Genomic DNA, 1,020 nt, shown 5'->3' with positions numbered 1-1,020 from the left:
CGTACAGGGCGCGGTGATCGGTGTGCGAGGTGGGCTCACTCACCTCGGCATTGGTTCGCGAGGGGTGGTTTTGCAAGCCGCGATTGGCCAAGTGCGCCTGTTCGGGATTGCGGTAGTCGGTGGGAACGGGAAGCTGATAGGCAACTCCGTTGGCCATCACCAGCCGATAGGTTTGAGTAACAACCTGGTGGTCAATCAACAGTTGCCCGGTCTTGTCCAACACACCTCGCTTGAGTACCGCGCCGTCGGCGTACAGGGTGTAGGGCATGCCTGCCCAGCCTTCGCTGGAAGCGTTTGGGGTTTGCGGCACATTGAGTCGCAGAACTTGTTTGGACAGGCTTTGCGGATAATCCGGATGGGCGGCGGTCATGCTGGCCGGGTCGCTAAAGGCGAAGTGCGCAGCCTTGACCTTGTGGTCGCCCGCCGTCCCCGATTCAATGCCGCCTGCATCGAGGCTGAGATAGCTGCCCCCGCCATTGAGGGCGATTTTCTTTTTCGCGGTGATATGGATTTCGTCTTCGGTGCTGGTAATCGACAGCCCGTGGCGAGCGAGCAGTTCCAGGGAGTCGTTCTGCGCCTGCACTGAGATCGGTCCCTGGTTGGCAAACAGCTTGATCCCCAGTTTGCGCACAAACAGGCTAAATCCCTGGCCCACACCCATGAACAGGCGCTTGACCACGCTGATGTCGGCTTCGCCGCCGGCGTTGAGCATCAGGTTGTCCTGCGCCGCCAGTTGCAGGTGCGAGCCACTGCTCAAGGCGATGCCTTGGGGCGCGCTGAGCAGGATCACCTGAGCCTCGAGTTCGTCGAGTTGCTCATGCAGCAGTGACAATTGGGCCTGCACATCGGCGGGATCGGCGTGGCCTGCCTGGGCATCGCTGGACAGGCCTTGCAGTTGCTCCCCCGCCTGTTGCAAACGACCCAGCGCCGCCTGCATGTCCAGCACCTCGCCCTGGGCCTTGGCCTGCTCATCGGCACTGATGAACAACCCCTTGCCGCCACGGATGGCGCCGTGCCCAT

The 1,020-nt window shown here is 61.9% G+C and carries 1 protein-coding gene; it reads right to left on the bottom strand.

Annotated elements, in window-relative coordinates; all coding sequences use genetic code 11:
* The coding region (locus ACYP2Q_RS31410; RefSeq protein WP_459734095.1) for a DUF2345 domain-containing protein at positions 1 to 1,020 on the bottom strand (1,020 nt) is incomplete at both ends.

Source organism: Pseudomonas sp. MHK4 (genome assembly GCF_054600775.1).
This window is presented reverse-complemented; position numbering and strand designations above follow the sequence as displayed.